The 13057-nt window shown below is 63.9% G+C and carries 8 protein-coding genes and 1 pseudogene; 3 read left to right on the top strand and 6 right to left on the bottom strand.

Annotated elements, in window-relative coordinates:
* The first annotated feature begins 494 nt into the window (after positions 1–494).
* Both G6038_RS18405 and G6038_RS18400 read left to right on the top strand, forming a co-directional pair.
* Complete coding sequence (locus G6038_RS18405) at positions 495–1328, top strand: mycofactocin-coupled SDR family oxidoreductase (RefSeq protein ID WP_165039240.1); 834 nt, start codon at positions 495–497, stop codon at positions 1326–1328.
* A 362-nt stretch (positions 1329–1690) separates the two neighbouring features.
* Positions 1691–3175: an aldehyde dehydrogenase family protein gene (locus tag G6038_RS18400; RefSeq protein ID WP_165039239.1), complete on the top strand. Its 1485-nt coding sequence runs from the start codon at positions 1691–1693 to the stop codon at positions 3173–3175.
* A gap of 336 nt (positions 3176–3511) precedes the next feature.
* Here G6038_RS18400 and G6038_RS18395 read toward each other — a convergent pair.
* The 6 genes and pseudogenes from G6038_RS18395 to G6038_RS18365 form a co-directional block, all read right to left on the bottom strand.
* Positions 3512–4309 (bottom strand): annotated as a pseudogene (locus G6038_RS18395) (IS5 family transposase).
* Between the two features lie 167 nt (positions 4310–4476).
* The gene (locus tag G6038_RS18390) at positions 4477–5913 is read right to left on the bottom strand and encodes an MFS transporter (RefSeq protein WP_165039238.1); all 1437 of its coding nucleotides are present in this window, start codon (positions 5911–5913) and stop codon (positions 4477–4479) included.
* A gap of 69 nt (positions 5914–5982) precedes the next feature.
* Positions 5983–6879 (bottom strand): alpha/beta hydrolase, encoded by an 897-nt coding sequence (locus tag G6038_RS18385; RefSeq protein WP_165039237.1) that lies wholly within the window; start codon positions 6877–6879, stop codon positions 5983–5985.
* A gap of 673 nt (positions 6880–7552) precedes the next feature.
* Positions 7553–9121: an AMP-binding protein gene (locus G6038_RS18380; RefSeq protein ID WP_165039236.1), complete on the bottom strand. Its 1569-nt coding sequence runs from the start codon at positions 9119–9121 to the stop codon at positions 7553–7555.
* A gap of 801 nt (positions 9122–9922) precedes the next feature.
* On the bottom strand, positions 9923–10777 hold the full coding sequence (ribB, locus tag G6038_RS18370; RefSeq protein ID WP_165039234.1) for a 3,4-dihydroxy-2-butanone-4-phosphate synthase: 855 nt from the start codon (positions 10775–10777) through the stop codon (positions 9923–9925).
* Positions 10777–11310, bottom strand: coding sequence for a flavin reductase family protein (locus tag G6038_RS18365; protein WP_346772855.1), 534 nt, complete (start codon positions 11308–11310; stop codon positions 10777–10779). The genes ribB and G6038_RS18365 overlap by 1 nt, the downstream gene beginning before the upstream one ends.
* 405 nt (positions 11311–11715) lie before the next feature.
* Between G6038_RS18365 and G6038_RS18360 the strand changes: the two genes are divergently transcribed.
* Positions 11716–12777 carry an AraC family transcriptional regulator gene (locus G6038_RS18360; RefSeq protein ID WP_165039233.1) on the top strand — a complete coding sequence of 354 codons (1062 nt, stop codon included), beginning with the start codon at positions 11716–11718 and terminating at the stop codon, positions 12775–12777.
* The last annotated feature ends 280 nt before the right edge of the window (positions 12778–13057 follow it).

The following is a 13057-nucleotide window of genomic DNA, read 5'->3' as shown; positions in this document are numbered from 1 at the left end:
GACGGGGCCGACGATGTCCGGGACATCGTCCGGGCCATGGGAGCACCCCACAACAACTGAGTCCCGTTCCGCGGAGTCAATGTTTGCCGCCTTCGCTGCCGAGAGCCGACAACTGCCTGGTAAACGTAGCCGAGTTGCTGGTCCGACCCACTCTTCGCCGGGGATTCTCCGGTTATGTCTGCGGGGCGAGGTGTTCGAGACTCTGGACTCACGCGGTCAGCAGTGGACCGGTTCGCAGGATAAGGGGCGGCATGAATGAGCGCCTGCAGTAAGCGATGTCGAGCTTGGGCGCCGGCGACGCGGTCTCCTGACCTGAAAGCCCGGTGTTGCCGGGCCAAGGAATTATCTCCGCTGCAACACGATGCAGGAACGCTCCGTGGAGACGGAGAACTTGAAACTGCCGATGGACACGTCAGTGAGGTCGGTCGATATCGGTTTCGCCTGGTCGCCGACTACCACGCCATATATTCGGAAGAACTGAAAGGAGTATTTCCGTGGGAAATCTTACAGGCAAGGTAGCATTTATCAGTGGTGTCGCTCGTGGTCAGGGGCGCTCACACGCAGTGCGTCTTGCGAGTGAAGGCGCGGACATTATCGGCATCGATATCTGCGAAGACATCAGCACCATGGATTACCCGAATTCGCAGCTCTCGGATCTTGAGGAAACTGTCCGCTTGGTCGAGGCAACCGGCCGGAAGATCATTGCGAGTCAGGTCGACGTCCGAGATGCACAAGCGGTTGAATCCGCGGTCAACAAGGGAGTCGCCGAACTCGGTCGCCTCGACATCGTTCTGTCGAATGCCGGCATTATCCGCCTGGGTGCAGCGCCAGAGGAAATGGAGCTGCAGCTTTGGGAAGACACTATCGCTGTTGACCTTTCGGGGGCCTATCACGTAGTCCGCGCATGCGTTCCGAAGCTGATCGACGGTGGTAACGGCGGGGTCATCATCCTGACCGGTTCCATTGCAGCGACGAGGCCGATTTTCGGTTACGCCGCGGGACAGCTGGCCTATACCGCGGCGAAGATGGGTCTCGTGGGCATGGGGCGGCAGTTGGCCCACGCTCTGGCAGAACACGGGATCCGGGTAAACGTGATCCACCCGACTGGCGTAGCGTCCGGAATGACCGAGAACAGCACGATGGAAAGACTTGCAAAGGAGGCAGCAGAAGGCGGCCGCAATTCCATATCGGATCTGCGTAACGCCCTGGATGTTGAGATTCTGGCTCCGTCAGACATTTCCGATGCCGTATCCTTCCTGGTTTCCGATCAAGCGAAATGGATCACCGGCGTGAGCCTTCCGGTTGATGCCGGATTTTCACTGCGCTAGCTGCACTCGACCGAGGTCGCAGTGCCCAAGGTTGTGCGATCACCCCTCGGCCTCGACGCCGGCGACCGTAATCCTAGGGCGAGCGAGGTCTCGGTAGCGGGAGCCACTGCGAGCATTGGTCCGTCGTCCGGACGCTGGCCGTTGCTGGCGCCGTACAGGCATCGGCTACCGCGCTCGTCGGGGTGTTTGAACATCAACAGCAGTTTCCCGACCAGATCGGCGCCGGTGAGTCTCAGAGGGAGGGCACTCCCGTATCCGGTGCCCCTCGCGGACTATCAGACGGAAAGTCATTGACGTTAAGTGCCCCGTAGGTCACCGCGGATACCCCTGGCATCATTTTCAATGAGGAAGGCATCATCAACATGAGCGCACCGATCATCGAGATTCCGGCGATCGAGCACGTCAGTCGTGCGGAACTCGACCGGATCGTCAATCTGCAGCGAAGCTCTTTCCTGAAGGAAGGCACCCCGAGCGCAAACGCGCGCCGCGACCGGATCGACCGGCTCCTCCTTGCCGTGTTCGAGCACGCCGATGCACTCGGAGAGGCGCTCGACGCCGACTACGGTCGCCGGTCGCCTGCTACGACCAAGGCGCTCGAGATCCTCGGCCTGCTCGAAGAGGCACGGTTCATCGAGGAGCGGCTCGAGGACTGGATACAGCCAGTGCCGGTCGAAGGATCCATCCCCGCGCAGATCCTTCAATCTCCTCTCGGAGTGGTCGGCATCCTGGCCGCTTGGAACGGACCTATTGCAACTGCTGTGCAGCCTGCGATCGCAGCTTTGGCGGCGGGTAACCGCGTCATCATCAAGACCAACGACGTCCAACGGCGGACCGGTGTCGCTCTGGCCCGGGCAATCTCGACCCGCCTCTCGGAGGACGAGGTGGCTGTCGTCGTAGGTGATCTGGAGACCACTCAGGCGTTCTCCCAGCTCGAGCTCGACCACTTGATGTTCACCGGCTCTCCGGCAGTGGGAAGAATCGTGGCGGTCAATGCGGCGAAGAATCTCGTCCCGGTGACTCTCGAGCTCGGCGGCAAGAACCCTGCCCTGGTTTCCCGCAGCACCGACCTCGCCGCTGCCGCTCGCAAGATCGCGACGACCCGCCTGATCAACAACGGCCAGGCCTGTTACGCGCCCGATTACGCCTTCGTACCGCGCGAGCACCTCCACGACTTCGTGTCCGCCGTCCGGCAAGGGTATCTCGAGGTCCATCCGACGGTCCTCGACAACGCAGGTGTGCCGTCGATCGTCAACGAGGGCAACTTCGAGCGCGTCCTCGGTCTGATCGAGGACGCGCTCGACAAAGGAGCGACCAAGATCGAGGCGGTCGATCCGGTCGAGGAAGGTCGACTGCCATCACGGGTTCACCGCCTGATTGCGCCGACAATCCTTCTCGACGTGCCGGAGGACGCTCGCATCGCCCAGAACGAAGTCTTCGGACCTGTGTTGGCGGTGTATCCCTACGACGATATCGATGAGGCCATCGGCTATATCAACACGCGGCCTTCTCCGCTGGCGCTCTACTACTACGGCGAGGACGACAACGAGTACGACAGAGTCCTGCGACACACCCGCTCGGGTGGTGTAACCCGCAACGACGGTCCACTGCATTACATAGTTACCAACGCACCGTTCGGTGGAGTCGGAAACTCGGGAACGGGTGCCTACCACGGCAAGTACGGCTTCGACGAGTTCAGCCACCAGCGGACCGTGGCAACCCAGACCAGCGAGACCAGCGTTTTCGCGCCATTCACGGGAGTCGCTCTCACCGACCCGAGCCTGGCCACGACCGGAGAGCAGGGCCTGGCCGATGCCATCGACACGCTCACGAAGCGCGTAAGCAAGTAGAGGGCAGTACTCAGGTCGGAGGCCGGCGACTATCGACGATGATGGTCCCGGCCTCCGACGCGGTCTGCGCAGGTCAGCACCCAAAGAGGGCGGTTCGGAAGACCTGCGGCTTCTGGGACCGGCAGCGTATGCGCAGTTGGGGCGCGGTCGAGAAAGACGTGTGCTCGTGCGCTCTGGCGTTATTCGGCTCGATGGACGAGCTGCCGTTGTAAACCTATGTCTCCTGCACTACCAGGGATGCCTTCGTGCCGAGGAGCGTTACCCCGAAAGTTCCGCCGCGATGCGATCGTCGTTGCCGCAAGGGCGAGGCTTCTCTGCATTCGATAAGCGAATGTCTCATTTGGTGAGTTTCTTCCAGCACGTCAGCGCGGCGGCGAGTTGGAGAAAGCCGGCGAAGTGCTCGCCGTGGCGTTCGTAGCGCATCGTCAGCCGGCGGTAGCCGGTCAGCCACGCCAGGGTGCGTTCGATCTTCCAGCGGTACCGGCCGAGGCGCTCGCTGCTGTCGACGCCCCGGCGCGCGATCCGTGGGACGATGCCCCGTGCGCGCAGCCACCGGCGGTGCACGGGGTAGTCGTAGCCCTTGTCCGCCCGCAACCGGCCGGGTCGCCGACGACGCGGCCCACTGCGCGACCGCACGGCGGGGATCGCGGTCACCATGGGCTGCAGCATCACGCTGTCGTGGGTGTTCGCCGAGGTCACCGCGGTCACGAGCGGAATGCCCTCGGCATCGGAGAGGATGTGGATCTTCGAGCCGTTCTTCCCGCGATCGACCGGGCTGGGACCGGTCAAAGATCCCCCATTTTCGCCCGGACGCGCGCTGCATCCAGGATCGCGGCGGACCAGTCCAGGTCCCCACCGGCGCCGAGCCGGTCGAGGACCTGGCGGTGCAGCTCGTCGAACACCCCGGCCTTGACCCACGCGGCGAAGCGGCGGTGCGCGGTCGGGACGCTGACCCCGAACGACGGCGGCAGGTGCCGCCAGGCGCAGCCACTGGTCAGCACGTAGACGATCGCGGTGAACGCCGCCCGATCGTCCAGCGCCCCCCCGCCCGCCGCCCTGCGGCCTCGGCGAGAACCGAGGCAGCAGCGGTTCGACGATCTCCCACAACGCATCCGGCACCAACCGAGTAGACAACGCATCGACCACGACATGCATCATGCCGTACACAGGATCTGATCCATACAAGGCACGCTCTAAGTGAAGAACAGCGCTACCGCGCTCGGCGCGATCGAGGCCGAGAACGCCCACAAGTCGGTGTGCCTCACAGCGACACTCAACGACATCGTTCCGTGACCGACCGGTCAGTCCGCAACTCCCGGTGAATGAGCGCGACGTGCGTCGAAAATCGCCCACGCCAGCGCTATCAGCAAGATGACGACACCTCCGGCAATGCCGCGCCCAAAGCTGTGTGAAGCGCTGAAGTCACCGGTCATCTCGGCGGTCAGGTACAGGGAGAGACCGAGGGCGATTCCGGCGGCACTGCCGATCCGCTGGCCTAGCTGTCCTAGTGAGGCAGCGCTCGTTCCGATCTCGACGGGGACCTCGGAGAGCAGCACGACCTGATTGAGTGCGGCGACCGACCCTGCTCCCGTGCCTGCCACGCCCATCAACAGCAACACCCACGGGAATTCCTGTCCCGGTGAAAGCGCGGAGACCACAGCGATGCCCACGTAGGCGAGTACAACGATCAAGAGCCCGCCGGTAATGACCTGTCGTGCCCTCTTCGCAGGTGCCCGGCCGCTCAGCATGGCGCCGACGGTATGCCCCAGCGCGAAGGGCAGGGTCGCCAGGCCTGCGGTGACCGCATCGCGTCCCAGACCGAACTGAATATAGAGGGGAACAATCAAAAAGAGAGCCCCGATCCCCATGTGATATGCGGATCCGACAGCGGCTGCGTTTCGGAAGGACGCCTGGGCGAAGAGCGTCGGATGTACCAGCGGCATCAATCCACTCCTTGCGCGGTAACCCTCCCAACGAACGAAGGCGACACCCATCGTGACGGCGGCAGCCCAGCAAAGACAGACAGCCGCGGCTGGGAGTCGGTGGGTGCCCACCATGACCGGCACGAGTGCCGCCAGAACCGCTGCAGTGAGCAAAGCCATTCCGGGCAGATCCAGTTCGATGGGCCGCCGAGCGCGAGACTCCCGCGGCAGGACGCGCGCGGCCAGCAGCAACACAGCGGCTCCGGCAGGCGCGCTGGAGCCGAACAGGAGACGCCAACCGCTGTCGCCATCGGCCGCCACGATCAGCAGTCCGCCGAGCGTCGGACCGATCGCGGTCGCGAGGCCGAGCGTCGCGCCGACGGCCCCGAATGCCCGGCCGCGCTGCCGGCCTAGGTAGAGGCGCTGGATGAACCCCAACGCTTGCGCCATCTGAACGCCCGCGGCGGCACCTTGAAGAATCCGGCACACGACAAGCAGGTCAGCCGACGGTGCGAACGCGCATAGAACGCTTGTCAGGGAAAAGACCCCCACACTGGCGAGTAGACCGACGCGACCCATTCCCGCGTCACCCAGACGAGCCGAGGGCACCAGGGCAAGGGCGAATGCGAGCGCAAACCCTGAGACGATCAGTTGGAGCTGGGAACTGCTTGGCGACAAGGACTGTTCGATAGCGGGCAGGGCGACGTTGGCCTTGGAGATGTCGAGGATCGTGATGCCAATGGCTCCCAGACAAGCGACGAGCCCAGCGCGGGCTGTCCGGTCCGGCTGATCGGCATCAAGATCCTCAGTTGTCATGCCGACAGCCGCAAGAAATCGGACAGGCGCGGAGACCGAGTGGAGCGAACGGCCAACTCGATGGGGCGCTCACCGGTCCACCGATGTACCGGGGAACACACTGACGTCCACCTCGTCCAGAAAGTCCAGGACCGCTGCCGCGAAGACGCTGTTGTCGTCGCCGACCACCATGTGCCCAGCGCCCGCCTCGACCACCCGAGCAGACGGAAGCCGATTCAAGAAGTCAGCGACGCCCTGGTCCGACAACACGTCGGAGAACCGGCCGCGCACGAGTACGGTGGGCGCACCGATGTGGTCGACAGCGCGAGAAACCTTGCCCGCTCGCTCCCCAGCCGCAGGCTCGGTACCGAACGCCAGGAACGCCGGATCCCAGTGCCAGTACCATCTTCCGTCCTTGTCCTGACGCATGTTCTTGTGTAGGCCTTCGTAGCTGATAAGCGGCGGCCGATGCGGGTTGTAGGCGCTGACGGCACGGCCGGCCTCCTCCAGTGAGGCGAATCCGTCGCGTCCCGATGCCATGAACTCGGCGATCCGGCTGGCCCCGACGCGCTCCATCTTGGGAAGTGCGTCGATGAGGACCAAGGCACGGACGCACTCCGGATGCTCCCCGGCCACGACCATCCCGGTCGTCCCGCCCATCGAGGCCCCGATGACAACCGCAGGTTCACCGAGCTCGCGTAGGACCGCGTGCATGTCGCGACTGAGAACCCCGGTGTCGTACACCCCCTGCGGCGACCAATCGCTCTCACCGTGTCCGCGGGCATCGTAAGCCACGGTCCGCCAGCCGCGGCCAGCAAACGTTTCACCGGTGGAGCGCCAGGAATTACGAGTCTGTCCGCCTCCATGGGCTAACAGAACGAGGCCCTTGACTCGGCTCTCCGGGTGGGGATCCCAGCGCTCCCCCCTCAGGCGTACATCGCCCACGTCGAACTCGACGCACTCGTGAGTTCCGTGGTGAAGTGCCATCCGAGTCTCCTTCAACCTTGTCCGCCTACTGCCGCACCCCGAGCCAGCGAGAGCGGAAACCCCCAAGCTTCTTTTCGACAGCACAGCAATTTCCATCGTCCTGATGCTCCTGCACAGCGAGCAACCTTGTCTCAGAACTGTTTCACCTCAGAGTTATCTTTAAAACCTGTTGCGAGGATTGCATTGGTCTCTAGTCCTGTCAACACCGCTCAGCTGCCGAGAACAATGTCCGAAGCATTACATCGGCAGCCGATCAACGGAGGACGCGAGGTCCAGATCATGCTTCGAGCGGACCACGACCGAATCTCGATCGACTCCGTGCCAGGAACGAGTTTGAGGCGTGGCTCGACGCCGTCGCGCCGAGGTGAATCCCCCGTCGACCGGTCCACAAGTTCGTGGGATCATCTCTGGCATCTCCGCAGGCAGGGGCGCTCCTCGTGGACGTTGAGGTGGTGTTCGGTGGCTCGATGGAAGCGGATCACCAGCTCTGAGTAGTGCCGAGTCGGACAAGACCGTCGCATGGCTCGCGACGAACAGCGACCGTTGGCGTCCTACATCCGCCCTGCCCAAGCACGGGGCAGCAGCGCCCGGCCACGGCACAGCAGCGGCGCAGCATCCTTGCGTCTCGGTGCTTGCCGAGTAGCGCGCTGTCATCGAGCGCAGAGCTATGCGGCTATCCGACCGAGCGGTCGTGGTCCTCCCAGTACGGGCGTCGGAGCTGCTTCTTGTCGACCTTGCCAGCGGTGGTGAGCGGAAGCTCGGGCACAAAGTCGATGCTCTTGGGCGTATTGACCGGACCCAGCCTGGACTTCACGAACTCCATGAGCTCGGTCTCGACTACGGCTGCGCCGGAACGGACGACCACGACGGCCTTGACGGACTCTCCCCATCGGGGGTCGGGGACCCCGAATACGGCGGCGCTGCGAATCCCCGGGTGAGAGACGAGTGCGTCCTCGATGTCACGGGGAACGACGTTGTGCCCACCCGAGATAATGATCTGCTTGAGCCGGTCCTTGAGCGTCACGTAGCCGCGATCATCCATGACGCCGAGGTCGCCGCTATGGACCCATCCGCCGCGGTGGAGGGCTTTCGTCTCTTCCTCGTTCTTCCAGTAGCACGGGACCGAGGCCGGACTCCTCGTGCAGATCTCACCCATTTCACCGGCAGGGAGGATTCGCATGTCGGGGTCCATGATGGCCAGTTCTACGCCGATGCAGGGTTGGCCGGCCGAACCAAGTAGATGGGGTCGGTCCGGATCGTGGTCGACTTTGCTCAAGGTTGAGACGACCTTGGCCTCTTGGCCTCCGTACTGCTGAACGAGCACTCTGCCGAATCGTTCGAGAGCTTGGCGCACTCGGGCCGGCGCCATCGGCGAGCCCCCATAGAGCAGGGTCTCCAGGCTCGACAAGTCCCGCTTGTCGAGGTCGTCACAATCGAGCAGTTGGTAGATCTGGCTGGGTACCAGAAGTAGCGAGTTGACGCGCTCACGTTCGACAGTCGCAAGGACGCGCTCTTCGTCGAACTTCGGCTGAAGCACCACCGAACCGCCCAACAGCAGCATCGTCTTGAGTGCGACACGGCCGATGCCATGCGAGAGGGGCGTGCTCAGCAGCATGCGTGGGTAATCGGGTAGCTCGTAATTGGCGACGTGGATGAGGGACTGGTTCATATAGGTGGTGTCGTTGTCCACGATCGCCTTCGGTGCCCCAGTGGTACCGCCGGTGAGGCCGAGCTCGAGAATCTGTACAGGATCGGGATCCACGCGGAGCCTCTCCAACCTTCCGCGCGCGGCCAGCGCGAAGATGTCCTGTCCAGCTTCGGCCGGTCCCAGTGTCAGGATCGGGAAGTCGGGGCCGAGAGCCTGGGCCAGCTCGCCTGCTCGACCCGGAGAGTTGACCGGGTCGACCACGACGGCACGCAGCTCGCCGTACTCAACCTGCGCCACGTGCTGCTGGGTCGACTCGAGTTCGTAAAGCGACATGAAGTACATGCCGGTCAACGGCACCGCGAGCTGAAGTGCCGCATAGTCGAGCGTGTTCCGACCCAGAAGGCCCACACCGTCACCGCGTCGCAGTCCCGCCTGGGCCAAGCCGGCGCACAGCTCACGCAGTCGCTGCTCCAGCTGCGCGTAGCTCCATTCCACGGAGCCATCACGGAGAGCCGGCCGTTCAGCGTAGCGACGCAGTGAAGCAATGAGCCGGCTCCTGTAGCCCGGCTCGCGGTAGACGATGTCACCCGACATGAGGGGTCGCTCCTAATCTGATGTTGCGCTCGCCCGCCCGGTCGGTTTGCACCCCTCCAGGGAAGGCTCACGACAGCCCTGTTACTCGCGTCCAAGCGGCACGCTCCCAGCATTTAAGTAATCACAGATATCGCTTTATTGGAAGGTGGTGTGCGCCCGGGCACCAGTTTGCGACCGTGTCGGATCTGCGCGCTCATCGGTCGCGTGGCACCCAGTCCGGAACTGGATCGGAGCGTGCGGTACGGGCTGGCGGTGAGTAGCGGCTCGATGTGCTCGGTAGCACCGGATACGGATGGGACTGTCCGAACAGGGCGAGCGGGTACCGATGCGGTGCGAGCAGAGCACGCTGTGCATCCTGACATGACGCAATAGGCGGGTGTTCGTGGCGTAAACGTGAATCGGATGCGCTTGTCGGATCGGAACGACACTCGAGACAGGCAGGGTGCGACGGCCTCCGCGATCGTGACCACGGCACGGGTGTGTTGAGTCAGGCGGTAGTTGGCGGCTCAGAGCCGCGCGATTGATCAGTGGCTGTGACGTTCGTAGCCGGGGTCCAACTTGCTGGTACCACTGTGAGCGCGCCCGGCAGTGCTGCCCGGGCTGGCAAGAAGCCGGGTGGACGTGAGCCCGAGGTCGGCGAGGATCGCGGCGGCCGCGGCCTCATCCGCGCTGTCCCAGGTGTGTGTACCGAACGCAGGGGATTTCTGAGCGAGGCGGATCACGACGCCGCCTTCGGTGGCGACCCTGCGAATTCCGCGGTCGAGCTGGTGCCGGCAATCGCACGTGTCGGTGTGCAGGATGTCAGCGGCGGGACAGGAGACGTGGATGGATATCAGAGGCGTCGGCCCAATTCGGCCCAATAGGGATTGCGCCGAGCAGGGCGATATGCTCGGCGCCGGTCTGATTGTCATGGAAGATGACCGCAGTGAGATCGTCGTACACGGTGGTGAGCTGGGTCGTGCTGCGCCGGGAGACGCGGGGAAGTAGCCCGCTGCCGTGATGAAGACAGTGGACGACGAGGTCGGCGATGTCGAGAACGGGCAGGTCGAATCGGGCGGCGAGGTCGTTGACTTCGTGGCGGCTGGCCATGCTGGGCGCAAGCTCCTCCCCGCTACCAGCCAGGGCGGCGACGGCAGCGATCGGTGGCAGTCCAGCTAGGCTGCAGAGGTCGACACTGGCCTCGGTGTGACCCGGCCGCTCCACCACCCCACCGGGCCGAGCGCGCAGGGGGAGAATGTGACCGGGGCGGGTGAGGTCGGCAGGACGACTTTCCGAGGCAGCGAGAACACGCAGGGTGCGTGCTCGGTCCGAGGCGCTGATCCCGGTGGTGACCCCGTCGACGGCGTCGACGGCGACAGTAAAGGCCGTCTGTCGTGGATTTTCGTTCTTGCGGACCATCAGGGGGAGGTCGAGCTCTTCGGCTCGTTCGGCCCGCATCGGGGCGCAGATCAGTCCGGAGGTGTGACGCACGGCCCAGGCTATCCATCGGGGGGTGGCGAGGTCGGCTGCGATGACGGCATACCCCTCGTTCTTGCGTTCAGCCGCGTCCATGACGAGGACCGGGAGTCCTTCGCGCAGCGCGGCCAGAGCATCATGGACGGGACGGGATGACGCTGGAACGGTCCTGGTGAGGTGTGGTTCCACGGCAATGCTCATCAGTTCGCCTTCGCAGTCGCCAGCTGGGCAAGGCTGTGGAAGGTGCTGGCATGGACGACCAGCGGTCCCACGCCCTTGTGGATCTCGAGGGCTTCGACGCGTAGCAGGACGATGTCGTGGTCGCCGGCCGCGACGATCTGGTGAATCCTGCAGTCGAGCCAGGTTGCGGCCTCGTGGAGGAAGATCGAGCCGTCGTCGGTAGCTGACCAGTCGAGGCCGGCGAATCGGTCCCCGTGCTTCGCGGCGAGCTGGCGGCACGCGGCGTCGTGATCGGCGCCGAGAACCGAAAGACCCAGTCGAGGAAGGTCGGCCAGACGCGGCCAGGTGGTGGAGGTGTGCTGCACGCACACGGCCACGAGCGGCGGTTCCATCGAGACGGCCACGAAGGAGCTCACGGCGATCCCGACCGGCTGATGATCCCGCACAGCGCAGATGGCGGTGACACCGGTGGGGAAACAACCGTATGCCGTACGCAACGCGGCCGTCCGGGTCGCCGGGTCGCTGCCGAGCGCATCGAGCTGAAGTATGTTCACGCTGGAACCTCCTTGAACGCGGATCTCCGCATGGTCCCGATGTCCCGGGACGGCGCGATGGAACTCAGTTCGACGCTAGAAGGTGTGAGCGTCGTCTCGTTAACTCGCGGACGCCAAGGGAGTTGAGAGTTTCCGCCAACCGCGGATTTGCCTTCGTCTCTCCTCTAGGATTGTGGGATCCCGCCAGTTCGCTTGCGGTTCGACGCCAACCGTACGGTCGTGATCTGGAGTACTTGAGTTTCTTGCGCGAGCGATATACTGACGACGTCGCAGAGTCGCCGCGAGGTGAAGGAGACCCATATGGGCACTGGGGCGATGCGTGGTCGTAACCCCGTACCCGTACCCGTACCCGTGCGAGCGCGGGATTACGTCGCCGGTGCAACGACCTGGTCGGAGGTTCCGGCAGTGAGCGTCCATCTGATGTGCGGGGTACTTTCCGATCACGGAATTGATCCAGTACCCCTCCTGCGCGCCTCGCGGATCCCCCTGGCCATTCTCGAGTTGCCGGACCGGCGCATCGGATGGCGTCAGGAATTGGCCTTTCAAGAGGACTTTGCGAACCTCACGGCAGAACACGTTGAGGTCTGGGTCGAGACCGGCAAGAGGTACTTTTATACAGTCTTCGAAGCGTTCGGTGCGGCCAACATCTCGGCGCCCACGTTGCGGCATTTCCGGGACCTGACCACCACGCTGAAGACCAACTACAGTGTCGGCCGATATCGCTCGATCGACATCGGGGAGAGTGAGGCAGGAATCGAAATCACGCTGCCGCACGAACTCGATCCCATGAGTGCGTTTTTCCGCTTCACCGTGGTGCGGGACGTGGCTGCGATCGCGATGTTCCTCGATGACCTCTGGCAAGGTCCGTTTCCTCTGGATCGTCTTGAATTGCCACTCGATCCGGTGCCAGCCGCTCTCGAGGACATGGTGCATTTTCCGGTCATATCCGGTGGCACGGCCATTCGTTGGATCTGGCCCACGAAACTCCTGGATGTGCCATTGCCGCGTTCGAACGCGATCCTCTATAAACTGCACGCCAGGCGTGCACAGAGCTCGGACTCATGGCTGCCGGCATCGGCACAGATTGACGAGCAGGTTTCGGCGATCCTCAGAAGGCCCGGCAACGCCGGCCTGAGCCTCGCCCAGGTCGCGGCCGAGCTGGCAATGTCCATGCGCACGCTGCAACGCCGTCTCGACGAATACGAGGTCAGCTTCCGTGCTTTGCGAGACGAGGCGCGGTTGCACGAGGCCTGCCGACTGCTCTCCGAGACTGACGACCCGGTGTCGGAAATCTCCAAACAGCTGGCCTACGTCGAGGTGGCCAGTTTCAGCAACGCCTTCCGGCGCTGGACCGGCGAAAGCCCCAGTCGTTACCGTCACCGACGCCAGGCTGACGGCGCGCGGGACTCTGCTGATCCCCCTGGGGGCCCTGCAGGCTCTTCCCCCGCAGGTCGCACGGGTGCGTGAGAAGCTCTCCCCAACCACGTCATTGCGCAGGCTCGGAACCTCGACCATCTTCCCGCGAACGTCGCCATCGGTGCTCGGCGTGCCGACCTCGACAGAGCAAGCGTTCGAACGCGGCCTCGGTGACCTCGAGAACCTGATCATGCTCGTACAGGGCGAGGCGAGGGAGGTAGCGTCAATTGTCTGTCATCTCTGCAGTTCATGGGCATGTTGGAGCATCGGTGAGTCGTCCTCAGCTTCTCGGGCCCGTGACAAAACCAACCTAGCGCTTGGGTAAGTGAAG

It is taken from the genome of Rhodococcus sp. 14C212, assembly GCF_011058195.1.
Taxonomy (GTDB): domain Bacteria; phylum Actinomycetota; class Actinomycetes; order Mycobacteriales; family Mycobacteriaceae; genus Rhodococcus; species Rhodococcus aetherivorans.
The sequence above is the reverse complement of the archived record's forward strand: the minus strand, read 5'-3'. Positions and strand labels throughout refer to the sequence as shown.